Annotated in this window: 21 protein-coding genes and 2 riboswitches; of the genes, 6 read left to right on the top strand and 15 right to left on the bottom strand. The window is 66.3% G+C overall.

The genetic code is table 11. The features are described from left to right. Nucleotides 1–192: 192 nt before the first annotated feature. Nucleotides 193–1,992: an alpha/beta hydrolase family protein gene (locus tag HLG70_RS02610; RefSeq protein WP_171665286.1), complete on the bottom strand. Its 1,800-nt coding sequence runs from the start codon at nucleotides 1,990–1,992 to the stop codon at nucleotides 193–195. 273 nt (nucleotides 1,993–2,265) lie between these two features. Here HLG70_RS02610 and HLG70_RS02605 point away from each other — a divergent pair, with 273 nt between their 5' ends. Beyond that, nucleotides 2,266–2,757 (top strand): hypothetical protein, encoded by a 492-nt coding sequence (locus tag HLG70_RS02605; protein ID WP_171665287.1) that lies wholly within the window; start codon nucleotides 2,266–2,268, stop codon nucleotides 2,755–2,757. Here HLG70_RS02605 and HLG70_RS02600 read toward each other — a convergent pair. Beyond that, nucleotides 2,732–3,922 carry a trans-sulfuration enzyme family protein gene (locus HLG70_RS02600; protein WP_171665288.1) on the bottom strand — a complete coding sequence of 397 codons (1,191 nt, stop codon included), beginning with the start codon at nucleotides 3,920–3,922 and terminating at the stop codon, nucleotides 2,732–2,734. The two genes, HLG70_RS02605 and HLG70_RS02600, sit on opposite strands and share 26 nt — an antisense overlap. 139 nt (nucleotides 3,923–4,061) lie before the next feature. Between HLG70_RS02600 and HLG70_RS02595 the strand changes: the two genes are divergently transcribed. Next, on the top strand, nucleotides 4,062–5,117 hold the full coding sequence (locus HLG70_RS02595; protein WP_234103357.1) for a hypothetical protein: 1,056 nt from the start codon (nucleotides 4,062–4,064) through the stop codon (nucleotides 5,115–5,117). 32 nt (nucleotides 5,118–5,149) lie between these two features. Here the strand turns inward: HLG70_RS02595 and HLG70_RS02590 are convergent, their stop codons facing one another. The 12 genes from HLG70_RS02590 to ampC all read right to left on the bottom strand — a co-directional run bounded on the left by HLG70_RS02590 (nucleotide 5,150) and on the right by ampC (nucleotide 18,027). Next, nucleotides 5,150–5,806, bottom strand: a complete 657-nt coding sequence (locus HLG70_RS02590; RefSeq protein ID WP_171665289.1) for a methionine ABC transporter permease — start codon at nucleotides 5,804–5,806, stop codon at nucleotides 5,150–5,152. Then, a complete protein-coding gene (locus HLG70_RS02585) occupies nucleotides 5,787–6,893 on the bottom strand; it encodes a methionine ABC transporter ATP-binding protein (protein WP_171665290.1) in 1,107 nt (368 codons plus the stop codon). The genes HLG70_RS02590 and HLG70_RS02585 overlap by 20 nt, the downstream gene beginning before the upstream one ends. Before the next feature lie 3 nt (nucleotides 6,894–6,896). Further along, nucleotides 6,897–7,658 (bottom strand): MetQ/NlpA family ABC transporter substrate-binding protein, encoded by a 762-nt coding sequence (locus HLG70_RS02580; protein ID WP_171665719.1) that lies wholly within the window; start codon nucleotides 7,656–7,658, stop codon nucleotides 6,897–6,899. Nucleotides 7,659–7,947: 289 nt separating this feature from the next. Beyond that, nucleotides 7,948–8,373, bottom strand: a complete 426-nt coding sequence (locus HLG70_RS02575; RefSeq protein WP_234103355.1) for a CopD family protein — start codon at nucleotides 8,371–8,373, stop codon at nucleotides 7,948–7,950. 103 nt (nucleotides 8,374–8,476) lie between these two features. Continuing rightward, entirely contained in the window at nucleotides 8,477–9,373 is an 897-nt protein-coding gene (locus tag HLG70_RS02570; protein WP_171665292.1) for a DUF2242 domain-containing protein, read from the bottom strand. Between the two features lie 176 nt (nucleotides 9,374–9,549). Next, the gene (locus HLG70_RS02565; protein ID WP_171665293.1) at nucleotides 9,550–10,539 is read right to left on the bottom strand and encodes an ABC transporter ATP-binding protein; all 990 of its coding nucleotides are present in this window, start codon (nucleotides 10,537–10,539) and stop codon (nucleotides 9,550–9,552) included. Further along, nucleotides 10,539–11,591 carry an ABC transporter ATP-binding protein gene (locus HLG70_RS02560; protein ID WP_171665294.1) on the bottom strand — a complete coding sequence of 351 codons (1,053 nt, stop codon included), beginning with the start codon at nucleotides 11,589–11,591 and terminating at the stop codon, nucleotides 10,539–10,541. The genes HLG70_RS02565 and HLG70_RS02560 overlap by 1 nt, the downstream gene beginning before the upstream one ends. Then, nucleotides 11,588–12,481, bottom strand: coding sequence for an ABC transporter permease (locus HLG70_RS02555; protein WP_171665295.1), 894 nt, complete (start codon nucleotides 12,479–12,481; stop codon nucleotides 11,588–11,590). Before HLG70_RS02555 ends, HLG70_RS02560 begins: the two co-directional genes overlap by 4 nt. Nucleotides 12,482–12,485: 4 nt before the next feature. After that, the gene (locus tag HLG70_RS02550; protein WP_171665296.1) at nucleotides 12,486–13,439 is read right to left on the bottom strand and encodes an ABC transporter permease; all 954 of its coding nucleotides are present in this window, start codon (nucleotides 13,437–13,439) and stop codon (nucleotides 12,486–12,488) included. 106 nt (nucleotides 13,440–13,545) lie between these two features. Next, entirely contained in the window at nucleotides 13,546–15,213 is a 1,668-nt protein-coding gene (locus HLG70_RS02545; protein ID WP_171665297.1) for an ABC transporter substrate-binding protein, read from the bottom strand. Nucleotides 15,214–15,474: 261 nt separating this feature from the next. Next, complete coding sequence (locus HLG70_RS02540) at nucleotides 15,475–16,749, bottom strand: Zn-dependent hydrolase (protein ID WP_171665298.1); 1,275 nt, start codon at nucleotides 16,747–16,749, stop codon at nucleotides 15,475–15,477. 87 nt (nucleotides 16,750–16,836) lie between these two features. Then, the gene (gene ampC / locus HLG70_RS02535) at nucleotides 16,837–18,027 is read right to left on the bottom strand and encodes a class C beta-lactamase (RefSeq protein WP_171665299.1); all 1,191 of its coding nucleotides are present in this window, start codon (nucleotides 18,025–18,027) and stop codon (nucleotides 16,837–16,839) included. Between the two features lie 181 nt (nucleotides 18,028–18,208). Next, nucleotides 18,209–18,300: riboswitch (glycine riboswitch) on the top strand. Between the two features lies 1 nt (nucleotide 18,301). Then, a riboswitch (glycine riboswitch) is annotated at nucleotides 18,302–18,393 on the top strand. Between the two features lie 46 nt (nucleotides 18,394–18,439). Here ampC and HLG70_RS02530 point away from each other — a divergent pair. Beyond that, nucleotides 18,440–19,678: a D-amino acid dehydrogenase gene (locus tag HLG70_RS02530; protein ID WP_171665300.1), complete on the top strand. Its 1,239-nt coding sequence runs from the start codon at nucleotides 18,440–18,442 to the stop codon at nucleotides 19,676–19,678. Between the two features lie 65 nt (nucleotides 19,679–19,743). Here HLG70_RS02530 and HLG70_RS02525 read toward each other — a convergent pair whose 3' ends face one another. Further along, the gene (locus tag HLG70_RS02525; RefSeq protein ID WP_171665301.1) at nucleotides 19,744–20,532 is read right to left on the bottom strand and encodes a PhzF family phenazine biosynthesis protein; all 789 of its coding nucleotides are present in this window, start codon (nucleotides 20,530–20,532) and stop codon (nucleotides 19,744–19,746) included. A 147-nt stretch (nucleotides 20,533–20,679) separates the two neighbouring features. Here HLG70_RS02525 and HLG70_RS02520 point away from each other — a divergent pair, with 147 nt between their 5' ends. From HLG70_RS02520 to HLG70_RS29620, 3 genes are all read left to right on the top strand, one after another. Continuing rightward, nucleotides 20,680–21,159 (top strand): hypothetical protein, encoded by a 480-nt coding sequence (locus HLG70_RS02520; RefSeq protein WP_171665302.1) that lies wholly within the window; start codon nucleotides 20,680–20,682, stop codon nucleotides 21,157–21,159. A gap of 118 nt (nucleotides 21,160–21,277) precedes the next feature. Beyond that, nucleotides 21,278–21,850, top strand: coding sequence for a hypothetical protein (locus HLG70_RS02515; RefSeq protein WP_171665303.1), 573 nt, complete (start codon nucleotides 21,278–21,280; stop codon nucleotides 21,848–21,850). 70 nt (nucleotides 21,851–21,920) lie between these two features. Further along, a complete protein-coding gene (locus tag HLG70_RS29620; RefSeq protein ID WP_284143627.1) occupies nucleotides 21,921–24,047 on the top strand; it encodes a tetratricopeptide repeat protein in 2,127 nt (708 codons plus the stop codon). Nucleotides 24,048–24,231 lie beyond the last annotated feature (184 nt).

Raw genomic sequence — 24,231 nt, 5'->3', positions numbered from 1 at the left:
AAGAACCATGTGTAGCGCTGCGGGACAACGCAGCGCAAAAAAAAGCCTGCGGAAGGCAGGCCAGCAGGGAGTTTGGGGCGGTCGAGCCAACAATGAAAAAAAGAAATTCCCGCTGCCTGCCCCCCAATAGCAGACAAATCCGATATCCAAGCCATAACCACGACGCATATCGTTGCGCCGACCTGACCGAACTCAGTCTTGAATCAAAGTCAGATTGCTTTCGAAGAATCGAAGCATGGAGTGATAGAACTGCACCTTATCCGACGTATTCTTGAAATCCCCTTGACCGCCGGCCTTCACCATGTACGTCACTTCCCTGACCGCTCGTGGCGGGGCAGCCGTTTCAGCCACTTCCGCCCGGGGCAAAGACGGACCCGCCTGCCCGTAAGCGGCAAATAGCGAGGTAATGGTTTTGTCGGGGCGCAGGGCCTGCGGGGAAGCGTCAAGCCTGGATTCATCCCGGTAAAGCCCGGGACTGAGTATTACACCCGCAATGGCCGCGTAACCCTCTCCGAAAAAAATCCCGATTCTATTTGCGTCGGCCACTTCCGTTTGGACCAGCCATTTCGCGGCGTCTGTAATATCGTCTTGTATTGCGAGGTCCCGCAAACCAAGCCCCACGGTTTCCCGATAGTTCATCTGCATCACGCAATAACCGCGGTTGGCAAACAACTGCACCACCGGATCATATTTGCGACGATCCCTGGCCCGGGGCACTCCCGGCGGCATGACTATGCACGGAAGACCTTTTGCCTCGATTCCGACGGGCAGCGTCAGATACCCCTCAAGACTCAGGCCGTCACGGCCGGCGTATGTGACCGGAGCGACTGCGGCCAGCGCCATCGGCGGAACCCGATCCGAATCGACCGTCAGCTTGGTCAGGGTTTCTGAATACCCGTGGAACAGATACTCGCTGCCGGGGTCCCGTTCGCCAGACGTCCGGACCACGTACAGCGTTTTGTCCTCGTTCGATCCCGACAGCATCAGCTCCGGGCCGGCCAGCTTCTCCCTGAGTTTTCGGTAATGCCGTTCGGTTGTCTCGTCAAAGAAGGAGCGGGCCGGCCGGAAGTTCCGGTAGGACGCGGTATCAATCTGCTGCAGTGCTTCGGAATAGGCCGCGCTTTCGACATCCGCGGACTCAAGCACAAAGATCGGTTCTTCCGCATCGGGCATCCGCGGATTCCATTTCACAAGCGCGATCTTGTCGCTGAACCTGTTCGACAGCACATAGAGCGATTCATTGTCGGCCGCATAGCGGATCGGCCGAAATGTCGTGCCGGAGCCGACCTCAAGGACTTTATGGAAGGCGTCGTCCTTTGCCTGTGAATAGACCCTGGTGCCGAAGTCCGTTCTTGAAATTGCGGTCCGCACAAGGCCGTCACCACCCTCGACCCAGGCGATGACGTTGTCCTGCAGGGTTGCGACCTCCGCGCACTGGCCATCGCGGACATCGACCCGCAGAAGCGTGCTCACCCCCTCGGCCTGGGCGTATCGGCTGATCAAGATCCGGTACGGGTCATGCCGCAACGTGCTCTGCAGCCGCAGAGAACCGCCCTCCGACCAAGCCAGATTCACGGCGCGGCCGTCTCTCAGGTCGATAGCGACCATCGTCGACCGATTGCCGGCGGCTGCCTCCTTGTGAACCACGACCGTCGAGGCGCCCTTCCACACATAGCCCTTGATTGCCCCGTCGCGCTCATCCGATATTTTTCTTGCCACCCCGTCAGGAACACCGGCGGTTATGGACTGCACGTACAGTCCACGAAACGCATTTCCATCGGCATCGAAACCGCTCTCCAGGAAGCCTAGCCACTTGCCGTCGGAAGATATTTGAAAGTCTGTCCGCGGGGATAGCGCAAAGAATGCCTCGACGGGATAAATCGGCGGCTTGGTGTTGGAGGAAATTGCCCAATATATAGCGAAGAGGGTACACACCACCACGACGACATCGGACTTGCCCAGCCATTTCTTCCTGCGTCTATTGAAATTCACCGCTCCGCCTCTTCTCTGCTGGGACCCAGAATGCCGCGTCGCTTCCCAGGTCAAGGAAACGCCTCTGCGACGAGTGCCTAGAGTGCTAAACGGAATTGCATTTTTCCAGAGGAGAATTACTTATTTTCCAGCGAGGCGCCGCCACCCTTTGAATCAACCTGTAGAAATGAGCATTTATGCCCATACCGCTTCGATCCCTGTGCGCTAATATGCGCAGTCGATCCATTTGATTATCTGATTTTCTCAACCGCCTTCAGTCCTGCTGCCAACACCATGTGGTCATTCATCAAGCGGCTTTTTGCCGGACCGCCGACGCCAGAAGATCCCCTGCGGGAAATCGTGCGCATCGATGACGCCGGTGTTACGCGCACGAGCGAACTGACGCGCGCCATGGGCATGCAGGAGTTCTGGCCATGGAGCGACATCCACGAATTCGGATTTCTGTTCACGCAGGCCATCTATCCCGACCCCTGGTTCGGCGATTACATGGACAGCCTATGGTTCGTCCGCGTGCCCAGCGACAGCGGCGGGCTGAGGCTGCTGGACTTCGACCAGGCTTGGCTGGACATCGACCGCCTGCCGCCGGCCCTGCTGCGTAATCTGCCGGGGCTGGACATGGACACGCTGCGGGCGGGGCTGGCCACGGCCAAGCGCGGATTGCGCCACTACGACGGCGAAGGCGAATGGGTGGGCTGGCGGCGCGACAAGGCCGCACCGCTCCGGAAGCAGGCTCAGGCGGCTACACGCGGTCCAGCCCCTGCCTGAGATCGGCCAGGATGTCGCCGGGAGTCTCCAGGCCGACGGACAGGCGCAGCAGACCTTCGGACAATCCATAGCGCTCGCGGTCCTCCGCCGAGTAGCTGGCATGCGTCATCGACGCCGGATGCTGGATCAGGGTTTCCGGATCCCCCAGGCTGACCGCGATGCGGGCCAGCTTCAGGCTGTTCAGCAGCGTCCGGCCGGCGGCAAGTCCGCCCTTCAGCTCAAAAGCCACCAGGCCTCCGCCCGCCGCTTGCTGGCGTAGTGCGATGTCCTCGCCCGCCGTGCCCGCCAGGCCCGGATAGTACACATCGGCCACGGCCCGATGCTCGCGCAGCAGCTTGGCCACCTTCAGCGCGGATTCGCTGTGGCGCTGCACGCGCAGTTCCAGCGTCTTGATTCCCCGCAGCACCAGGAAGGCGGTAAAGGGCGACAAGGTGGCGCCGGTGAAATAGCGCAGGCCTTGCAGGCGGATGGCGTCGATGTGCTCCTTGCGACCCAGCACGGCCCCGGCCAGCAGGTCGCCGTGGCCGCCCAGATACTTGGTGGCCGAATGCAGCACGATATCCGCGCCGTGTTCCAGCGGCCGCTGCAGCACCGGTGTGGCAAAGGTGTTGTCGACGATGGTCAGCAAGCCCTTGCCGCGCGCGATGGCGGACACGGCGGCGATATCGACCAGGCGCAGGTTCGGATTGGCCGGCGTCTCGAAATAGACTGCCCGGGTCTTCGGGCCGATGGCGGCGGCCACGGTCTGCGGCTGCGTGAAATCCGCGAATACCGCGCGCACGCCAAAGCGCGCCAGCCCCTGCGTGAACAGCGTGAAGGCGGTGCCGTAGACGATCTGGTCCACCACGATTTCGTCGCCGCTTTGCAGCAGCGTGAACAAGGTGGCCGAAATCGCGGCCATGCCCGAGGCCGTCACCACGCCCGCCTCGGCCCCTTCCAGCGAAGCCAGCCGCTCTTCCAGCAGGGCTTGTGTCGGGTTGCGCGTGCGGCCGTAGACATAGCCCTGCTTTTCGCCCAGGCGTATCTGGTCAAAAGCCTCGATGCTGTCCTGCGTGTAGGTGGCCGTCAGATAAAGCGGCGGCGACAGCGCGCCCTGCTCGTCCAGCGGGTCATAGCCCAGGTGGATGGCGCGGGTGGCGAAACCTTGTTGCGGGGTGTCGGTCATTTCTGAACTCCTGTCATCGGTGGGCGCAAGGGCGGAACGCCCCTGCATTGAAATCGTGGATTTCCTTTGCTGCGCGACATTGACGAGGCCGGGGCTAGTCTTTACATTCCAGACCCATATCCCCGTTTTTTGGCGCTCCATGAACGACCCGCAAGAGCCCGCGTTGCCCCCTAGGGAAACGCCCCCGTCCGCCGCCGCGCCGCCCAGGCCGCATGGCGGGGATGCGAAACGGCTCCAGCCCGGCTGGCTGCTCAGGGCGGCCACCTGTGTGGTCTATGTCGCCATCCTGGCCTGGGGCGTCCTCAGCCGCCGCCCCGCCGGCCTGCAGGACATCGCGATAGTGGCCGTCGGCTACGCCGCGGGCCTGGCCATCGTGCTGCTCGTCACGCTCTCCTTCTTTTCCATGTGGGAGCGCTTCAGGACGCCGCGCAACCGGGTACGCATCCTGCTGGGCGCGGGCGTGTTCCTCCTGCTCGTCGTCGCACCGGAAGTCGCCAGGCGCAACCACGAGAATCTCCAGCGGGACATCGCCAACGCCGAGATCCGCAAGACCGTCGAGACACTGCGCGTGCTGGTCAACGGCGGATATGGCATGCCGGAGGAAGTGCCCGCCATCGACCCCGCGCCCAAGGCTTCGGGCCCGTATGGGGAGACCGAAAGGGCCATGAAGACCGTGGCCGGCCAGCGTCTTGCGCAGCATCGCGCCTATCTGCAGGAATTGCAGGAGATCGGCTTGCCGCGGCTGCTCGACGCCAATCGCCTGGCGCGGGATACGGGGCTGATCGAAAGCCGGCTCATTCTTGAGCAGGCCGGGCGTATCGTCCCCAACTACCGCCAGCAAAGCCTGCAGGTGCTGGCCGGAATGCCGGCGCTGGTGCGCTCGCTGTCGATCACTGCCCCGGAGAAAGAAGAAATATTGAAGGTGCTGAAGAAGTCCAGCGCGGCCAGCAATGCGAAACTGACGCGTATCTGGGACCTTGAGGCGCAGATCCTGGATGAGCTGGGCCAGATGATCACGCTGCTGGACGACAACCGGCAGCATTGGTACGCGGACCACGACGAGCTGATGTTCGGACGCGACGACGACCTGCGCCGCTTTCATCGGCACCAGAACGCGATCAGCAAGATGGTCAGCGAGCAAGAGCAACTGGGCACGCAGCCGCTTACCACCCTGTTGCAGTCGCCGCTGCGCTGACCGGCCATTTGGGCGTGCGCGCATCGCGGCGGCTAGCGTTTGTGATCCGCGCGACGCGACAGCCATTCGCCGGCGAACTGCACGATCGACACCAGCGCGATCAGGATCACGATCACCTCGAACATCACACGGGTCTCGTAGCGCTCGTAGCCGTAGCGGATCGCCAGGTCACCCAGCCCCCCCGCCCCCACCGCGCCGGCCATGGCCGACGCGTTGATCATTGCGATCACGCAGACAGTCATGCCGCCGATGATGCCGGGCAGCGCCTCGGGCAGCAGCACGTGGCGCACGATGTGCCACCGGCGGCAGCCCATGGCGCGCGCGGCCTCCACCAGCCCGTGGTCCACATCGTTCAGGCTGACCTGCGCGATGCGGGCGAAGAAAGGCACCAGATTGGCCGACAGCGGCACGATGGCGGCCCAGGTGCCCAGCGTCGTGCCCACCAGGAACCGCGTGAAGGGCAGCATCGCCACCAGCAGGATGATGAACGGGATGGCGCGAAAGGTGTTCACCGTGACCGAAAGCGCCTTGTTGAAGCGCGGCTGGGGGTACAGGTTGCCGGGCGCCGTGATGGTGAGCACGACCGCCAGCGCCAGGCCGGACACGATGGCGATGACGGCGGATATGCTCACCATCGCCAGGGTTTGCAGGAAAGCCTGCAGGTATTTATCAAGCATCGGCAGCGACATAGCCCAGCACCTTGATCTGATCGGCCACCAGCGCGGCGCGCGCGGCCTCTTCCTGTAGGGCGCCCGCGGGCACCGACACCAGCAGGCTGCCTTGCGCGTGTCCGCGCAGCCGGTCCAGCCCGCCATGCAACAGCGTGGCGCCCGGCCCCATCGCCGCCAGCGCCTGCAGCGATACGCCATCCGGACGCCCCTGGCCGGTAAAGCGCAGGCGCAGCACGGCGACGCCGGCACGGCCCTGCAGATCGGGCACCAGCCTGGCCGCCAGGTCCGCCGGCAGTTCGTGCTGCAAGGGCCGCAGCAGCGCGCGCGTGGCGTCCGCCTGCGGGTTGCCAAACACGCGCCAGACTTCTCCCAGTTCGACCTTGCGGCCGCCGTCCAGCACCAGCACCTTGTGGCAGACCTCGCGAATCACCGCCATGTCGTGCGTGATCAGCACGACTGTCAGTCCCAGCTTGCGGTTGATGTCCAGCAGCAGCGCCAGGATCGATTGCGTGGTTTCCGGGTCCAGCGCCGACGTGGCTTCGTCGCACAGCAGGATTTCGGGTTCATGCACCAGCGCGCGCGCAATGCCCACGCGCTGCTTCTGCCCGCCGGACAACTTCGACGGATACACATCGGCCTTGTCGCGCAGGCCCACCATGTCCAGCAGCGCCTCCACCCGCGCACGCGCGGCAGCCGCTTTCACGCCTGCCACGCGCAGCGGCAAGGCAACGTTCTCGGCCACGGTCTTGGCGGACAGCAGATTGAAATGCTGGAAGATCATGCCGATGCGGCGGCGCAGGCCGACCAGGGCGTCCTCGTCCAGCCCGCCCACGTCCACGCCGTCGACCAGCACGCGGCCGGCGCTGGGCCGTTCCAGCATGTTGATCGAGCGCAGCAGCGTGGACTTGCCGGCGCCGCTGCGCCCGATGATTCCGAAGACCTCGCCGCGCGCGACCGAAAACGACACATCGGACAGCGCCGCGACGGATCCCTGCGCGCCCAGGTAGTGCTTCTGCAGCCCCTCGAACACGATGTGCGGGTCCTGCGCCTGGCCATGCCCGGCCAGGCCGGGCTGCGGCGTTATGGAGAACTCGTGTTGCATCATTGCCTAGAAAACCGGGATCACCGAGCCTTCGTACTTGCTCAGGATGAACTGGCGCACTTCCTCGGAGTGGTAGGCCTTGATCAGCGCGGGCACCCACGGCGCGTCCTTGTCCTTTTCGCGCACCGCGATGATGTTCACGTAGGGATTGTTTTCCTTCTTCTCGACCGCGATGCCGTCACGCGTGGCGATCAGGCCGGCCTGGTAGGCGAAGCTGTTGACGATGGCAGCGGTGTCCACGTCCGGCAGCGAACGCGCCAGCACCACGGAGGCGCTTTCCACGAAGTTGAGTTTCTTGGGGTTGGACGTCACGTCCGCCAGCGTGGCCGTGCCGGTTGCCGGGTCAAAGCCGTCCTTCAGCGTGATGAGACCCTGGTCACGCAGGATCACCAGCGCGCGTGTCTGGTTGCTGGGATCGTTGGGTATTCCCACCTTGGCGCCGTCTGGCAGGTCCTTCAGCGACTTGTACTTCCGCGAATAGAAGGCGATGGGCGAGATCAGCGTATTGGCCACCGCCACCAGCTTGTAGCCGCGCTGCTTGATCTGGTCGTTCAGGAAAGGGATGTGCTGGAAGGCATTGGCCTCCAGGTCGCCGTTGTTCAGCGCCTCATTGGGGCTGGCGGTGCCGGTGATGACCACGGGCTCGACGGCCAGGCCGTTCTTCTTGGCCACCTGGGTCACCACTTCCCAGATCTGCTCGTCCACGCCGCCGCGCACGCCGACTTTCAGCGGCTTGGGGTCGGCCGAGAAGGCCGGACCATGGAACATGGCCGCCGAAGCCAGCACCGCGCCAAGCAGGCGCTTGAAGAACGGCGCCCAGGCCGTGCGCGCCTGCCGCGCCCCGGAAGAGACGCCTTCATCCCGGAACGTCCCGGCGACAAGAATACGGATAGTCATGATGGAATCGCCTCTAAGTCAACGCAGTTATGAGAGAGACGATTCTAGGGAGGGGACTTACGGGCGCGAACGAATAGTTGGTTGAGTCGTTATTACAGGGGCGTTTGGATATGGCCGGGCAGAATATGGCGCGCCGCTTGCGCCCGCGCCCGCCCGGCGGCTAGAACGGCTTGACCACCACCAGCGTCACGATGGCCGCGGAGGCCAGGACGGTAAACGGGGCGTACAGGTCCACCATGGGCGGACGGCGGGCGCTGCCGTTGGCCATGCGGCGCAGCGCAGCGCTCTGCAGGCCCAGCAAGGCGGACAGCGCCAACGCGCAGGCCACCTTGACCCAGATCCAGTTCATGGCGAACCAGCCGAACGTCATGGCCAGGTGCAGGCCGATGAGCCAGGTGATCACCATGGCGGGCGTCGTGACGAACAAGGTCCAGCGGCGCAAGGCATTCAGCATCTTGCGTTCCTTGGGCGCTTCGTCGCCCTCCTGCGGCTGCGAGGACAGGAGAAACAGGGAAACGAAGAGCGAGCCCGCAAGCCAGGCCACGGCGGCCGCGACATGGGCCATTTTCAGGAGTTGGTAGGTCATGGCCGGCATTATCACCGGTCGCGGGCGGCGGGGAACAGCGGGGCGGCGCCGGGGATTTGCGCTACGGCAAACACTCCATCGTTCACCCTGCCCGCCCCCGGCGTCAGTTGTCTGTTTTCGGCGCGGCCGGCTTCTCGGGCGATGCCGCCGGCGTTGCGGCCGCTTCAGAAGTGCCCGAGGCGGGCGGGGTCGCGGCGGGTTGCGTCGCGGCAGGCTGCGTTGCGGTGGGTTGCGTTACGGCCGGCGGTGTTGCAGCGGGCGGCGTGGCGGCGGCGGGCGTCGGAGCGGGCGGCGTCGCGGCAGGCGCCGGCTTGTCGCCCACCGTCGGCGCGCCGCCGTTGGCGGCCGCGGGGTTCAGGGTGTCGGCGGGCGCCTCCGGCGAGGCGACCGGATCGGCTGGCACGGGCGGCGCCTTGGCCGGCGCGGCCTTGCCTCGGCCGGGCGGCGGCACGGGCGGCGCGGCGGCGGCCTGCGCATCCGGCAGGAAGCGCTGCAGCAGCTGGAAGAAGCCCTCATAGAACTTGGGCCGGGTCACCGTCTGGCTGCCCGTCTTCACCAGCGAATCATCGCTGGCGCCGAACGGCATGGACACCTGGCCCAGCACGCTGACGCCCACGCTGGCGGAGTTGCTGGTGCGCTTGATCGAATAGCGGTCCTGGACGGCGTTGGCGAATACGGTTGCGCGCTCGTTCGAACTGCCATCCGAGGCGCACTCGATATTGAAGCTGATCTGGGTGTGCTGGCCGTCTTCGCCCTGGAAGTTCTTATGGCCGGTCACGCGTGACGGATCGAACTTGTCGATGTTGTATCCCTGGCTCAGCAAGGCGCGCCGGCCCGCGTCGCACGCCGCGTTGCTGGCGGCGGGAAAGGTCCGGGAGAAGGTGTCGCTCTGCGCGAAGTCCTCTTTTTCGTAGGCGGGCTTGGGGGAGGAACATCCGGCCAGGACAGCCGTCAGCGTGGCGAGCAGAGGAAAAGCGATACGGCGGGTGACGCAAGACATAGAGGGTCCGGCTTTGGGCAACGAGTGCATTATCGGCCAAGAAACCGGAGCCGTTATTAGGGACGGGTATCAGTAGTGATATGTTGAAACAACTGTCGGCGGCACGCCGTCCCATATTGCCCGCGGGACCACGTGATGGCCCCGCGCAACGGCCCGGGGCCGAGTCGTAGTTGGTATCAAAATAGGTCGCCTGCAGCCCTGACACAACGCACCTCGTGCCCTGGCGCGACCGGGACGATCTCGGGTACGTGCTGCTGGCAACGCGGCTGCGCCAGGCCACAACGCGGCGCGAACGAACAACCCGGAGGCAAGGCGGCCAGGTCGGGCGGCGAACCCGGGATGGTCTCCAGGCGCTGGCCTTTTTGCATCGCGCCGTGCGCCCGGCCCTTGAGCAGCGCCTGCGTGTAGGGGTGGCGCGGCGATCGCAGCAGGTCGGCCAGCGCGCCCTGCTCCACGATCCGCCCGCCATACATGACGGCCACGCGGTCGGCGATTTCCGCGGCGGCGCCGATGTCGTGGGTGACGAAGACGATGGACAGCCCCAGTTCCCGCTGCAGCTCACGCAACAGCAGCAGGATCTGGATCTGCACGGTGGCGTCCAGCGCCGTGGTGGGCTCGTCGGCCAACAGGACCTTGGGCGAACAGGACAAAGCCAGCGCGATCATCGCGCGCTGGCGCATGCCACCGGACATTTCGTGCGGATATGCCCGCAGCCGCCGTTCAGGACTGGGGATGCGCACCCGCTCGAACAGCGAGAGCGCATGCGCCCGCGCCCCGGCGGCGCTCTTGCCCGTATGCCGGCGCACCATTTCCTCGATCTGGCGGCCCACCGGGTACACGGGGTCCAGGGCCAGCAAGGGTTCCTGGAACACCATGGACACCACCGGACCGCGCATGGCGGCCAGTTCGCGGGGGTTCATGGCCAGGACATCGCGGCCGTCCACGCGCATCTCGCCGCTGATGCGCGTGCGGCGCGGCGGATGCAGCCGCATCAGCGCGCGCAAGGTGACGCTCTTGCCTGATCCGGATTCGCCGATCAGCGCCACGGCTTCGCCGCGCGCCACGTCCAGGTTCACGCCATTGAGCGCATGCACGGTCTTGGATCCCGCCTGGAAGGCGACTTCCAGGTTGCGGATGCTGACCACGGGTTGCGTAGCGGGCGTCATCACAGCGCTCCAGACGCGGCATAGCCGGATTCGGGTTGATGGATCAGGCAGCGCACGGCATGGCCTTCGCGTTGCGTCATGGCCGGCGCCTCCCGGGCGCACGCCGCCCGGGCCTGCGCGCAGCGCGTATGGAAGCGGCACCCCGAGGGCGGGTCGATGGGGTTGGGCGGATCGCCCGCCAGCGGCGCGGATTCAGTGCGAACGCCAGGCTCCATCGACGGCATGGAACGCAGCAGCGCCTGCGTATAGGGGTGGCGCGGCGCGTCGTACACCTGGTCCACCGGCCCCAGTTCTACGACCTGGCCCAGGTACATGACCATGACGCGGTCAGAGATGTAGCGCACCACGTTCAGGTCGTGGCTGATGAACATATAGGTCAGGCCGAAGTCGTCCTTCAGGTCCAGCAGCAGATTCAGCACCTGCGCCTCGACCGACTTGTCCAGCGCGGACACGGCTTCGTCCAGGATCACCAGGCGCGGACGCAAGGCCAGCGCGCGGGCAATGTTGACGCGCTGGCGCTGGCCACCGGAGAGTTCGTGCGGATAGCGGCCGGCAAATCGCGGCGCATCCAGCCCCACCCTGCCCAGCAGTCCGCGCGCCACCGCGATGGCCTCGGGCGCAGGCGTGCCGTGCACCAGCGGGCCGAAGGCGATGGAGTCCTCTATCGTCATGCGCGGATTCAGCGAGGAATAGCTGTCCTGGAACACCATCTGCGTCTGGCGGCGGAACTCGCGCAGCGCCAGCGCGCGCGAGCCGACGGCCACGCCGTCGAAGACCAGTTCACCACGGTCCTGCGCGACAAGCTGCATCACCAGGCGCGCGGTGGTGGACTTGCCGCAACCCGATTCGCCCACCACGCCCAGGGTCTCGCCCTTCTTCACATCGAAGTCCACGCCGTCGACGGCGCGCACCGCGTTGCCGCCGCGGCGCCGGGACAGGGGATCGCGCTTAAGGGGAAAGTGCTTGACCAGCCCGCGCACGCTCAGCAAAGGCTGGGCCGGGCCGCCCAGATCCTCGTGCGCCGGGCGCAGGGTTTCGATGACGACGTTCATTCCTTGACCTCCATGGCGGAGCGCAGTCCGTCGGACAGCAGGTTGAAGGACATGGAGGTGATGAAGATCATCACGCCAGGCAACGCCGCCACCCAGGGCTGCGTGTAGATGGCGGTACGCAGGGTGTTCAGCATCAGTCCCCACTCCGGCTCCGGCGGCCGCACGCCCAGGCCCAGGAACGACAGGCCCGAAGCCAGGATCATCGACACGGAGATCAGGCTCGTCGAATACACGAAGATCGGGCCCAGCACGTTGGACAGCACGTGCGCCCGCACGATGGTGAAGGGCGCCGCGCCCGAGGCTCTTGCCGCATCCACGTAGTCGCTGCGCCGCACCTGCGTGGTGACGCTTTCGGCCACGCGCACGATCTGCGGAATGAAGACGATGGTGAGCGAAATGATGGCGTTGAAGATGCCCGCGCCCAGGGTGCCGGAAAGCGCGATGGCCAGCAGCACCGATGGAAACGCGTAGAACACGTCCACCACCCGCATGATGACCGTGCCGGTCCAGCCGCCCGCGTAGCCCGCCAGGATGCCGATGGCGCTGCCCACCACGAAGGCGGCGATCACCGGCACGATGCCCATGAAGAGGGACAGGCGCGCGCCCAGCATCAGGCGCGACAGCATGTCCCGGCCCAGTTCGTCCGCCCCCAGCGGATAGCCCTCGGTGCCGATGGGCCGCAGGCGCTTGAGCATGGAGGCCTGGAAGGGATCGGCCGGCGTGATCCATGGCGCCAGGATCGCCATGACGATCAGCGCCAGGATGATGGCCCCGGCCGTCAGGGCCAGCGGGTCGCGCCGCAGGCGGCGCAGCACGTTGGACCAATAGCCGGGAGAGCGCGCCACGGGCGCCGCCGGCGGCGCGGCAAGGCTTGCGACGGAATCGGTCATGATCTCAGCTCCTTTCGATGCGCGGGTCGAACAGGCCCTGCAGGATGTCGACGGCCAGGTTCAGCACCACGAAGAACAGCGCCAGCACGAGAATCGTTCCCTGCAGCAGCGGCAGGTCGCGCTGGAAGATGGCCGCATTGAGCAGAAAGCCCGTGCCGGGCCACGAGAAGACCGTCTCGATGAGGATGGAGCCGCCCAGCAGATAACCGAGCTGCAGGCCCATCACGGCCAGCGCCGTGGGCGCGCAGTTCTTCACCACATGCAGGAACACGCCCAGGTCGGTCAGGCCGCGCGCGCGCAGGCCCACCACGAATTCCTGCGACAGGGTCTCGGCCACCAGCGCGCGCACGGTACGGGCGATGATGCCCATCGGGATAACCGACATGGTGAGCGCCGGCAGGATCATGTGCCGGAAATGCGCCCAGTCCGCCACCCATTCGCCCGAGCCGCCCGGGCCAGCGCCGGTGGGCGGCAGCCACATCAGCTGCGTCGAGAAAACGATGACCAGCACCATGCCCAGCCAGTAATGCGGCACGCTCACGCCGATGACGGAAACGAAGGACGCGATGCGGTCCATCACCGAGTTCCGGTAATAGCCGCCCACGAAGCCCAGGAAGGCGCCCACGACGAACCCCAGCAGCGTGGCCAGACAGGCCAGCCGCAGCGTGTTGCCCACGGCGTTGAGCACTTCGGCGGCCACGGGACGGCCGCTGGCGATCGAGGTGCCCAGGTCGCCATGCAGCGCGCGCCACAGCCAGCCCGCGAATTGTTCGATCAGCGGCCGGTCAAAGCCGTAGAGTTGCATCAGCTGGCGCTGCAGATCGGCGGATGCGTCCGGCGGCAGGATGGATACCAGCGGATCGCCCGGCGCCAGATGGATCAGCAGGAAACACAGCAGCGCGACGCCCACCATGATGGGCAGGGCGTACACCACGCGCCGGAAGATATAAGACAGCATAGGCGTCACCGGTAGAGAGCCCGTCCACACCAGAAGGAGTTTCCTTTTGGTGTGGGCAAGGCCCTGCGCCGGATGCCGAGCGAGGCAGCATCCGGCGCGTTCAAGATCAGTCCATGGACATCGTGGCGATGTCGATGAACCAGCTCTTGGGCTGCACCACGCCCTTGACCTTCGGGGAGATGGCGCGCGGGCCCACGTCATGCGCGATCCAGACGAATGGCGCCTCTTCCACCACGCGCGCATGCAGCTTGGCCAGGGCGGCGTCGCGCTCGACAGGCGTGAAGGTGGTGCGGGCGTCCTTGATCAGGCCGTCGATCTCGGCGTTGCCGAAATAGCCCCAGTTGTTGGACGTGGGCGGGTAGGTCTTGGTGCTGACGAAGCGCACGATGGCAAAGAACGGATCCATGGCGGCGAAGCTGACGTTGATGGCGTCGCTGCCATTGGCGGACGGGTCCTTGGCGCCCTTGCGCCAGTTGGTGAACAAGGTGTTCCACTCCACCACGTCAAAGCTCACGTCGAAGTAGCAGTCCTTCAGGTTCTGCTGCACGAACTCGTTCATGGGGAGGGGCTGCATCTGGCCCGAACCGGAAGCGGACGTCTGCACCTTGACCTTCACCGGCCTGGCCTTGGAATAGCCCGCATCGGCCATCAGCTTGCGCGCGGCGTCCGGGTCGTACTTGATGTCGAACTTGGGGTTGCCCCACCAGGGATGCCCGGGAGGCACCGTGCCCTTGGGTTCGGCCATCATGCCGCCCAGCAGCTGCTTCAGCTCGCCGCGGTTCACGCACAGGTTGGCGGCCTGGCGCACGCGCGCGTCCAGCCAGGGCGACCCCTCCTTGAACGACAACTGCCACGGCCACACATGCGGCTGTTCATTGGAATAGATGACGAAGCCGCGGCTCTTGATGGCCTCGAACGCATCGGGCGCCGGCGCCTCGATCCAGTCGACCTGCCCCGACATCAGCGCGGCGGTGCGCGAGTTGGCCTCGGGCAAAGGCAGCATCACCACACGGTCGATTTTCGGACGGCGCTTTTCATCCCAGTAGCCGTCGTACTTCACCACTTCCAGGCGTTCGCGCGGCACGAACTTCGACATCTTGAACGGACCCGTGCCCGATGCATCCGCCGCAAAGGCGGCCCATGCCTTCTGCGAACGCTCGGCCGCGTCGGTCACCGAAGCCGGCACCCCGGCCAGCTTCTTCTTCCACTGCGCGGGCGAGGCCATGTACAGATTGGAGAGGTTGATGGGCAGGAACGAATCGGGTTCGGACGTCGTCAGCTCCACCGTCAGGTCATCGATCTTCCTGGCCGATACCAGCGTCGGCATGCGCGAAGCCGTCACGCCGACCTGGCTGGGATCGAACTGCGGCGCGCTCTTGTCCAGCACCTTGCCTACGTTCCACACCACCGCGTCGGCATTGAAGTCCGACCCGTCGTGGAACTTCACGCCGGGGCGCAGCTTGAAGACCCACTTGGTCTTGTCCGCGGCATCCACCTCCCACGACACCGCCAGGTCCGGAATCAGCACGCTGGCCGCGTCCGTCTTGGACAGATCCCATTGCGTCAGGCCGTCGTACATCGGGATGCCGGTGAACCGGTTGCCCTCGAAGCCCTGGTCGGGCTGGCCCAGCGTGCGGGGAATGTCCCCCGCGGTCATGCCGATGCGCAACACCTTTTCGGCATGCGCCGCGCCGGGTGCGATTGCCGCGACGCCAGCCGCCGCCATCGCGATGGCGGCGGCCAGGGATTTGATGCGGATACTCCGTGTCTGCATTGTGGTTCTCCAAGGTCTTGCATGGCGTGGAGCCGAAGGAAGGAACCAACACCGGACACACGCTTCCCCGCGAGGGCGACAGGCGCGTGCACAGAGTTAGTACACAGAATTTGTATAAGCAAGTTCTGTGCCAATGCGGGCCCTGTAGCGGACCTCACGGTAAGGGCGATATGGGGAGCAGGGAATACCAGCACGCCGGGCGCACCCGGCAGCGGCACCAAGGCAGCGCACACCGCGCCGCCTTGGTGCAGAGGATGCGCCTTAGCGAGCGGCGCCCGCCTGGGCCAGCATGGCGCGCAGCAGGACATTGCATCCCGCTTCCAGGTGATCGGGACGCGCGTCCTCGATTTCGTTGTGGCTGATGCCGTCCTTGCAGGGCACGAAGATCATGGCGGCGGGCGCCACGCGCGCCAGGTACACGGCGTCGTGCCCGGCTCCGCTGACGACCTCCATCGCGGACAGCGACAGGTCGCGCGCGCCTTCGCGCACCGATTGCACCAGGGCTGGCGCAAACGGCTGCGGCGCGAAATACACCACCTGCTCAACCTGCGCCGTCACGCCCCTGCCCTGCGCCGCCGAATCCGCCGCCGCCCGCAAGGCGGCATCCATCGCCGACAGGGTCGCGTCGTCCGCCGCGCGCAGATCCACCGTCATGCGCACGCGCCCGGGAATCACGTTGCGGGAATTGGGAAACACGTCCATCCAGCCCACCGTCCCGCGCGCATCCGGCGCATGCGCCAGCGCGATCTGGTTCACGGCCAGCACCAGATCGGACGCCGCCAGCAGCGCGTCGCGGCGCAGCGGCATCGGCGTCGGGCCGGCATGCGCCTCCACGCCCGTCAGCACCACGTCGTACCAGCGTTGCCCCAGCGCGGCCGTCACCACGCCGATGACCTTGTCCGCGGCTTCCAGCACGGGGCCTTGCTCGATGTGCGCCTCGAAATAAGCGCCCACACTGTCCGGCCGGACGGGCGGCACGGCGGCATCGCCGTCATAGCCGATCCGGGCCAGCGCTTCCCGCACGCTCACGCCTTCGCGGTCCTGCTGCCCCAGTGCGTGTTCCAGCGTGAACGCGCCGGCATAGACGCCGGACCCCATCATCACGGGCACGAAGCGCGAGCCCTCTTCGTTGGTCCACACGGCCAGCTCCAGCGGCGCTTCCGTTTGCACGCCCGCGTCGTTCAAGGTGCGCAGCACTTCCAGCCCGGCCAGCACCCCATAGTTGCCATCGAACTTCCCGCCCGTGGGCTGGGTGTCGATGTGGCTGCCGGTCATCACGGCGGGCAACGCGTTGTTGCGGCCGGGGCGGCGGGCAAAGATGTTGCCGATGGCGTCCACCCGGACCTCACAGCCGGCGTCCTCCACCCAGCTCACGAACAGGTCGCGGCCCTGCCGGTCCAGGTCGGTCAGGGCTAGGCGGCACACGCCGCCTTTTTCGGTGGCCCCGATGCGGGCCAGGTCCATCAGCGACTGCCACAGGCGCGCGCCGTCAACGCGCAGATCGGCCAAGGTTTCGGATGCGGGGGCAAGGCTCATGTGAACTCCTGGTAAGGGAACGGCCGCGGCGCCGCGGCCAGGCGTGGCGACGATTCTGTGCTGTGTACCAGCATCATGCAAGGCCGCTCAGGGCGTGGCCCGGCCCCGCCGCTCCTTCTTGTCCAGTTCGTCCAGGATGCCCGCCGCCAGCCGGACCCGGGCCTCGTTGGGATAGTTCCTGTTGGCCAGGATCACGATCCCCACCTTCCTGGCCGGCACGAACGCCACATAGCCGCCGAAGCCGTTGGTCGAGCCCGTCTTGTTGATCCACGTCGCGTCCTGTGGCGCCAGCGGCGGGTTCAGGGCCGAGGCCGCGTGGCCCTGGCTGTTGAGCGTACCGGCATTGCCCGCCAGCAGCGTGTCCAGCGTCACCGGGTAGGGAAACTGCTCCCAGACCAGGTCCTGGGTCATATCGCCCACCTGGTAGTAGCCCACGTGCGTGTCGGCGATGGCGCGCTTGAGCTTCTCGTCCTGGACGCCGATGCCCATGTTGGCCTCGACGAACCGCAGCATGTCGCGCGCGCTGGACTTGACCCCATAGGCCTCGGCCGCCAGCACGCCGGGATTCACGCGCACGGGCTCGCCCTGTTTGTTGTAGCCCTGCGCGTATTGCGGCATCCTGGCCGCGGGCACATTGATGAAGGTGCCGGACAGGCCCAGCTTCGGGAACAGTTCCTTTTCCATCGCCTGCGCGAACGGCTGCTTCATGCTCCTGGCCGTCGCGACGCCCAGCATCCCGATGCTGGGATTGGCGTAGGTGCGATACGTGCCGGCGGCATGCTCGGGCTTCCACGCCTTCAGGTAGTCCATCAGCTGCGCTTCGTCGCGCACCGCGTCGGGCACCTGCAAGGGAAAGCCGCCGGTAGTGTGGGTTCCCAGGTTGACCAGCGTCAGCTTTGCAAAGTCGCTGCCGGCCAGTTCGGGCAGGAACCTGGCGGGGCTGTCGCTCAGTGCGAGCTGGCCATTGGCCTGGGCATAGGTCGCCAGCGTGGCCGTGAACGTCTTGCTGATCGACCCCAGCTCAAACAGCGTGTCGCGCGTGACGGCGCGCCGCGTCTGCAGAGACTCCACGCCATAGCTGTAGAACCGCTGCAGGCCCTGGCTGCTGATGGCAATCGCCATCCCCGGGATGTCGTGCTGGCGCATGGCCGCCCGGGCGGCCTCGTTCACCACCTGGTCGATATACGGCAGTTCCGTGCGCGCGAAGGCGGATCCGGCCGCGCCGGCGAAAACAGTGGTGAAAAGCAAGCCTGCGCGCAGCAGTCCTCGGATACGCATTCGTGTTGTCCTCCATGTGATTCCGGAAGTGGAAGTCGGGCTGTCGGAGCGCCCGCGACAGCGTGCGCGGCGCGGCATCGCGTGCATCGTAACGTAGCGCACGGCGATTGACTCCGGACGCTCCTGGTATTAACCCCTAACCTCGTCCGGCAGGTTTTTGGCTATGCTCTGCGGGTCGTTTTAAAACCCCGCAGAAGAGACCCGTCCCCCGTGGCGGGCGCCGACGGAGCAACCGCCCCGGAAACTCTCAGGCAACAGGACTGCGCGGTCTAGACAATCTGGAGAGAGGCGCCTTGCGCGCCCACCGAAGGGGATCCCGCCGCCAAGCGCGCCACGGGTGAAGCTCTCAGGTACAGAGACAGATGGGGTGCCGCGGCCAACAAGGGCCGCCGCCACCCTTTCTGGAGCCATCATGCCCCGCATCGCCATCATTGGCGCCGGTATCACCGGCGTCACGTCCGCCTATGCCCTGAGCAAGCTGGGCTACATCGTCACGGTCTACGACCGCCAGCGCTACCCCGCCATGGAAACCTCCTATGCCAACGGCGGCCAGTTATCGGCCAGCAACGCCGAGGTCTGGAACAGCGCCGCCACCGTCATGAAGGGCCTGCGCTGGATGTGGCGCCGCAATGCGCCGCTGCTGCTGAACCCCAGGCCGAGCTGGCACAAATACTCGTGGCTGGCCCAGTTCATGGCGCAGATTCCCAACTACCGCCGCAACACCATCGCCACTACCCGCCTGGCCATCGAGGCCCGCCAGCACCTGTTCGACATGGCCGAAGAGGAAGGCATCGCCTTCGACCTGGAGCGCCGTGGCATCCTGCACATCTATCACGACGCCGCCAGCTTCGAGACTGCACGCCGCGCCAACGCCCTGCTGCGCGAAGGCGGCCTGGAACGCTACGCCGTGTCCAGCGAGGAAGCGCGCGGCATCGAACCCGCCCTGCAGACCGGCTGCCACGGCGGCTTCTACACCCCGTCGGACGCAACCGGGGACATCCACAAATTCACCAGCGGGCTGGCGCAAGCCTGCGAGCGCCGTGGCGTGAAGTTCGTGCAGGATGCCGACATCCGCAACATCAGCCGCGACAGCCGCCCCTACGTGCTGGACGTGCTGCGCGATGACGGCCGCGAACGGGAACAGCACGAGGCCGACGCCATCGTCGTCTGCGCCGGTGCAGCCAGCCGCCAGTTCGCCAGACAGCTCGGCGACACGCTGAACATCTATCCGGTCAAGGGCTACTCGATCAGCGTGCATCTGGACGACGCGCAAAGCCAGGCCAGCGCGCCCAGCGTCAGCCTGCTGGACGAGGCCGCCAAGATCGTGACCAGCCGGCTGGGCGACCGGTTCCGCGTGGCGGGCACGGCGGAATTCAACGGTTTCAACATGGACATCCGCGCCGAACGCGTGCAGCCGCTGGTGGACTGGACACGCAAGCACTTCCCCGGCATCCGGACTTCCCGCGTGGTGCCCTGGTGCGGCCTGCGGCCGATGACGCCGAACATGCTTCCGCGCGTCGGCCCGGGCAAACGCCCGGGCGTGTTCTACAACACGGGCCATGGCCACCTGGGCTGGACCTTGTCGGCCGCCACGGCGCAGATGCTGGCCGCAAGCGTCAGTGCGGCGATGCCTGCGCGCCAGGCGGGTTAGCGCGGCAGGACATCCTGGAGGTCACGGTGCGGGCATCGGGCGATGCAGGGCCGGCGGAGCAGGCGTCAAAGATGGATCGTGCCGCGCAGGTACAGCGCCGCCTGACCGCTGATGATCACCCGGCCGTTGTCCTGCACCTGGCATTGAAGCTGCCCCTTGCGCGCCCCGCCCTGCTGCGCGCTCAGGCTGCGCTTGCCCAGCCGCTCCGCCCAATACGGCGCCAGGGAGGTATGCGCCGAACCGGTAACCGGGTCTTCGTTCACGCCGACCCGCGGTCCGAACCAGCGCGACACGAAATCGAACCGGGCCGACGACGCCGTTACCGCCACCCCGCGCACATCGAATGCCGCCAGCGCCGCAAAGTCGGGCTTCAGGCCGTCAATGAGCGACTCGTCATCAATGACCAGCAGATAGTCGTCCGTGCGGTACAGCGCCTGCGCGGTGGGCAGACCCAGCGCTTGCAGCAGGCCGGGCGGAATCTCCACGGCCTGGGGCTGCTTGGCCGGAAAATCCATCGCCAGCTCGTCCCCGGCGCGGCGCACCTGGAGCTCGCCGCTGCGCGTGGAAAACCGCAGCAGGTCGTCCTTCACGCCCAATTGCTCGAACAGCACGAACGCCGACGCCAGCGTCGCGTGCCCGCAAAGATCGACCTCGACGGCGGGCGTGAACCAGCGCAATTCGTAGACATCCCCGGCGCGCACGAAGTAGGCGGTTTCGGACAGATTGTTTTCCTCGGCGATGCGTTGCAGCGTCGCGTCGGGAAGCCAGGCGTCCAGCGGCACGACCGCGGCGGGGTTGCCGCCGAAAGGCGCGGAGGCGAAGGCGTCTACCTGATAGATATCGAACTGGGGCATGGCGGATCCTGAATGAAGAATGAGTCGTGCGCGCAGGGCGTCAGACGGCATTTTGCTACATTTATCGTCCCGGCCGGACTGACCATTTACACTGGAAGCCCTTCAGGCAGGCGGCTCATGAAACCAGATCCCGATCATGGAACGACAATGCACATACCGTCCGCACTCGCCGCTCGCAAGCCCCGGGCATGCGTCTTGATGGCGCGCCTGGGCCTGGCCGTCGCGGCAGGCGTCCTGGCCAGCCCCGCCGCCCTGGCGCAGAAATGGTTTGAGGTGCCGCCCCGCCCCGACCATCCCAACATCGCCATCAGGATCGGGGCCATGCCGGATTCGCGCCAGCCGTCCGGAAGCGCCAAGGGAAAAATGGAGCTACGGTACGCCGTGCCCCAGAGCATCCCCGGCAAGGACAGAAAACGCAGGAACTACAACCGCTCGGTGACGGACGTGGTGTTCGACTGCAACCAGTCCCTGGTCGGCTTTCTTGCCGCCACAAACCTCTACATGAACGACGATCTGGTCGACACCTTGGGCGACGAGATCGCCGACGAGGGCCAGACGCAATTCGTCCGGTTCCCCGAGAGCAGCCCTCAGATGAAGGCCTTGCAGCTGGCCTGCGCGCGACCGTGACCCTGAGCGTCGTCGAAGACCGCGAGGTGCCGATTCCCTGTCGCACCGGCTTGCGCGGCGTCAAGCCGCGCTTGCGCTGCATGCTTAAGAAATCCGACCGCCCAGCCGTAGTCATTTGATGACATCCAAACCGGCCGCCTCCGTTAAGAACACATCCCCCCTGCCCGTCGACCCCGAAGCCGACTCCGGGGCGCTCAACGCCTGGCTCATGTTTCTGGGCATCCACCTGCTTTGCGTGCGGCCGATATTCGAGCTTGCGCAAGGCATCCCTCTGGTGAAGGCGATCGGCGCCATGGAGCCGGCGCTGCCTGTGTTCAAGTGGTCCATCCTGGCCATCATGACGGCCTGCTCCGTGCTGAACATCGCAGCCGGCGTGCTGATCTTTTCCCGCCGCAAGCCCTCCACGGTCAGGGTCACCCATCTTGCCTTGTGGCTCGCAGGCCCCGTCGCGGGCGTGCTGATGCTCGCCATCACCCTGTGGGCCAACGATCTGCCGCTAGCCAGTTTGCTGGACACCAGCGCGCCGGCCTCCTTCTTGCGTTCCATGCTTGTCACCACGATTTGGACGCTGTATCTGGCGTTCTCGAGTCACGTGAGGATCCGTTATGGCACGGGCCGGCGTGCTGGCGACTCATCGCTCCCGACCTGGGCCACGGCGAATGAGAACAGCGCGACGGCAAGACAGCCCTGAGCGTCCAAGCGCAACGCGCGGATAATGGCGTCTTCCTTCCCCGCCTGCCATCCCGCCTTGGAGCTGTTCCTTGGGCAAGAGTGACCACCCCGCCGCCGGCGCATTGACGATTCCGGAAGCATTGCGCCAGGCCTATGGGCATTGGAACGCGGGCCAGGCCCCACAAGCCGAAGCGCTCTGCCTGCGGGTGCTGGACGTAGCGCCGGACCAGCCCGACGCGCGGCATCTGCTGGGCTTGATGGCCCATGCCTACGGCCTGGCCGAGCAGGCGCTTGCGCATCTGCGCGCTGCCTGCGGGCACGCCAATGCGCCCGCGGCCTACTGCAGCAATCTGGCCGAAGTATGCCGCCGGAATGGACTGCTGGCGGAGGCGGAAGACGCGGCGCGGCGGGCGGTCTCGATGCAGCCCGACCTGGCGGAAGGCTGGAACAACCTGGGCATCATTCTGCAGGAAGCCGGCCAGCTTGCGGCCAGCCTGGAATGCCTGCAGCGCGTGGCCACGCTCATGCCCGACAGCCCCGAGGCCCACAACAATCTTGCCAATACCCACAAGCGCCTGGGCAACACAGACATGGCGCGCACCCACTACCAGCACGCCCTGAAACTGAACCCCGACCATGCGCAAGCCCTCAGCAATCTCGCGTTGACGCTCAAGGACGAAGGCCGCCACGGCAAAGCCCTGGCCGCCCTGCGGCGGGCCATCGAGATAGATCCCCAGCTGCGGGAAGCCCATCGGATTCTGGCCGAGATGGAACCTTTGCTTGCTGTCGATGCGCAAGGCGCCGGCCTGCACGCTGCCGGCTCCGTCGTCGCGCCCGACGCGGCCGCCAGGGGCTGCGAGACCGCCGGCCTGCGGGCGCAGGCGCTGCTGGACGCAGGCCGCCATGCCGAGGCCGAATCGCTGTTGCGGCAAACGCTGGCATCCGGTCCGGCGCCGGTCGCGCTCTGGCAGCAGCTGGTGCAGGCGATCCGGCCGCAAGGCATGGTGGACGAGTCGCGCAGAATTCTGGAGATGATCGTGCGCGCGGTTCCACACGCCATGGGCTCGCGCTTCGACCTGGCCGAGATCCTGCTGCTGCAAGGCGAGTTCGACGCGGGCTGGCGCGAGTACCGCTTCCGCTATCGGCTGGCGCATACCGCGATGCTCGGGCGGCATGTGCAAAAGCCGCGCTGGGAGGGGCAACCCATTGCCGGCCAGACCCTGCTGATCCATGACGAGCAGGGCTACGGCGACACCTTCCAGTTCCTGAGACTGGTTGCCCGGGCGCGTGAGCGCAGCGGGGCGCGCGTCATCCTGGAAGTCAATGCGCAATGCCATGCGCTGGCCGAACGCAGCGGCGGCTTTGACGAGATCATCCGCGTGGGCACGATACCGCCGGCCTTCGATTGCCATTGCGAACTGATGAGCCTGCCGCTGGCACTCGGCCTGCGCCTGGACGACCTGCCTGTCAGCACGGCTTATCTACGCGCCGATCCTGCACGCTTGGAGCATTGGCGGGCCCGGCTGGCGCCGTTGCCGCGCCCCCTGGTCGGCCTGGTCTGGGCGGGACGGCCGGCCCACCCCAACGACGCTCGGCGCTCGCTCGCCCTGTCCGATCTGGCGCCGCTGGCGCGGGATGGCGTCACGTTTGTCGCGCTGCAGAAGGGCCCTGCCGCGGCGCAGGCAGCAACGCCGCCAGCAGGCATGGCGATGGTGTCGCTAAGCGATGAGATCCGGGACTTCGACGACACCGCGGCCATCATGACGCTGCTGGACGTGCTGGTGTCCGTTGACTCGTCGCCCGCGCATCTGGCCGGCGCGCTGGGCTGCCCGGCTTGGGTCATGCTGCCGTTTGCGCCTGATTGGCGCTGGCTGCTTGAGCGCAGCGACACGCCCTGGTATCCGTCGGTGCGCCTGTTCCGCCAGCCCGCGCCGCACGCATGGGGGCCGGTGCTGGAAGAGATTGCGGCGGCGCTGGGCCAGCTGCGCGGCGGCGCCCAGGGCCTGTTCACACGGGAAGAAGCCTCGCACAGACCCCTGGCTACTCAGAGCACCCCCACCCGTATCACGCCGCCGATGCTCTCGGCCGCCCGCTGCAGCGCCGGCACCATCTCCCCTTGCAGCCTGTCCCCCGCCGCTTCCGGCGCCGCCACCGAAATTCCCACGGATAGCACGCGCGCGCCGGCCTGCGGCACGGGCACCGCCACCGACACCTGATTGCTGTCGGGATAGTCGAAGCGGCTCCATTGCCCCGGCGGCAGGCGCAGCCCGCCGGCCAGCGCGCTTGCCGGAGGCAGGATGCTGCCGACGCGCAGGTTCATCACCACGAGCCGGCGCCGCTCGGCCGGGGCCATGGCGCGGCCGATGATGATGACGCCTTCCGGATTGGCCTCGCCCAGGT

Origin of the sequence: Achromobacter deleyi (genome assembly GCF_013116765.2) — a bacterium.
GTDB lineage: Bacteria > Pseudomonadota > Gammaproteobacteria > Burkholderiales > Burkholderiaceae_B > Achromobacter > Achromobacter deleyi_A.
Note: the sequence above shows the minus strand (reverse complement) of the source record. Positions and strands in the feature narration are given on the sequence as shown.

Excerpts from the sequence above, each read along its gene's own strand:
- HLG70_RS02575 (WP_234103355.1), bottom strand. The coding sequence starts at position 8,373 with ATGACCTACCAACTCCTGAAAATGGCCCATGTCGCGGCCGCCGTGGCC.
- HLG70_RS02530 (WP_171665300.1), top strand. The coding sequence starts at position 18,440 with ATGCCCCGCATCGCCATCATTGGCGCCGGTATCACCGGCGTCACGTCC.
- HLG70_RS02585 (WP_171665290.1), bottom strand. The coding sequence starts at position 6,893 with ATGATGCAACACGAGTTCTCCATAACGCCGCAGCCCGGCCTGGCCGGG.
- HLG70_RS02515 (WP_171665303.1), top strand. The coding sequence starts at position 21,278 with ATGACATCCAAACCGGCCGCCTCCGTTAAGAACACATCCCCCCTGCCC.
- HLG70_RS02545 (WP_171665297.1), bottom strand. The coding sequence starts at position 15,213 with ATGCAGACACGGAGTATCCGCATCAAATCCCTGGCCGCCGCCATCGCG.
- HLG70_RS02570 (WP_171665292.1), bottom strand. The coding sequence starts at position 9,373 with ATGTCTTGCGTCACCCGCCGTATCGCTTTTCCTCTGCTCGCCACGCTG.
- ampC (WP_171665299.1), bottom strand. The coding sequence starts at position 18,027 with ATGCGTATCCGAGGACTGCTGCGCGCAGGCTTGCTTTTCACCACTGTT.
- HLG70_RS02540 (WP_171665298.1), bottom strand. The coding sequence starts at position 16,749 with ATGAGCCTTGCCCCCGCATCCGAAACCTTGGCCGATCTGCGCGTTGAC.
- HLG70_RS02600 (WP_171665288.1), bottom strand. The coding sequence starts at position 3,922 with ATGACCGACACCCCGCAACAAGGTTTCGCCACCCGCGCCATCCACCTG.
- HLG70_RS02565 (WP_171665293.1), bottom strand. The coding sequence starts at position 10,539 with ATGACGCCCGCTACGCAACCCGTGGTCAGCATCCGCAACCTGGAAGTC.
- HLG70_RS02590 (WP_171665289.1), bottom strand. The coding sequence starts at position 5,806 with ATGTCGCTGCCGATGCTTGATAAATACCTGCAGGCTTTCCTGCAAACC.
- HLG70_RS02605 (WP_171665287.1), top strand. The coding sequence starts at position 2,266 with ATGTGGTCATTCATCAAGCGGCTTTTTGCCGGACCGCCGACGCCAGAA.
- HLG70_RS02550 (WP_171665296.1), bottom strand. The coding sequence starts at position 13,439 with ATGCTGTCTTATATCTTCCGGCGCGTGGTGTACGCCCTGCCCATCATG.
- HLG70_RS02520 (WP_171665302.1), top strand. The coding sequence starts at position 20,680 with ATGCACATACCGTCCGCACTCGCCGCTCGCAAGCCCCGGGCATGCGTC.
- HLG70_RS02580 (WP_171665719.1), bottom strand. The coding sequence starts at position 7,658 with ATGTTCCATGGTCCGGCCTTCTCGGCCGACCCCAAGCCGCTGAAAGTC.
- HLG70_RS02555 (WP_171665295.1), bottom strand. The coding sequence starts at position 12,481 with ATGACCGATTCCGTCGCAAGCCTTGCCGCGCCGCCGGCGGCGCCCGTG.
- HLG70_RS02595 (WP_234103357.1), top strand. The coding sequence starts at position 4,062 with ATGAACGACCCGCAAGAGCCCGCGTTGCCCCCTAGGGAAACGCCCCCG.
- HLG70_RS02560 (WP_171665294.1), bottom strand. The coding sequence starts at position 11,591 with ATGAACGTCGTCATCGAAACCCTGCGCCCGGCGCACGAGGATCTGGGC.
- HLG70_RS02525 (WP_171665301.1), bottom strand. The coding sequence starts at position 20,532 with ATGCCCCAGTTCGATATCTATCAGGTAGACGCCTTCGCCTCCGCGCCT.